This is a genomic window from Microvirga sp. HBU67558 (assembly GCF_018069605.1).
Classification (GTDB): Bacteria; Pseudomonadota; Alphaproteobacteria; order Rhizobiales; family Beijerinckiaceae; genus Microvirga; species Microvirga terrae.
The window spans coordinates 1-304 of the sequence record NZ_JAGPUP010000124.1 but is presented as its reverse complement, the minus strand read 5'-3'; the positions used below and the strand labels follow the sequence as shown (position 1 = coordinate 304).

Annotated in this window: 1 protein-coding gene; it reads right to left on the bottom strand. The window is 69.4% G+C overall.

Annotation, left to right across the window (positions count from 1 at the left end):
• Positions 1 to 304 (bottom strand): winged helix-turn-helix domain-containing protein (locus KBI52_RS00505; protein ID WP_210804749.1); only part of this gene is annotated, 304 nt, incomplete at both ends.

The window sequence follows — 304 nt, the reverse complement described above, 5'->3', positions numbered from 1 at the left end:
GCTGCGGCCGCGCACATCGTCGGAGCGCAGGCCGGTCTCATCCTCCCAGAAGATCGTGCCCTTCTCCCGTCTGGCCTGCGCCACGATGGCCGGATAGTCCTGCCGCAGCCAGCGCCGCACCGCCTTCGGTGACTGCTCATAGGCGCGGCGGAGCGGCTTCTGGGCCGTGAAGTCCCAGCGCGCCAAGTAGGTGCTCATCGTACGCACCGCCAGCCGGACCCCACACTGCCGTTCGATCAGCATCCGCACCGCTGCCCGGCTCCACAGGGCAAAGGGCAGACCGAGTTCGTCAGGCGTGTGCCGG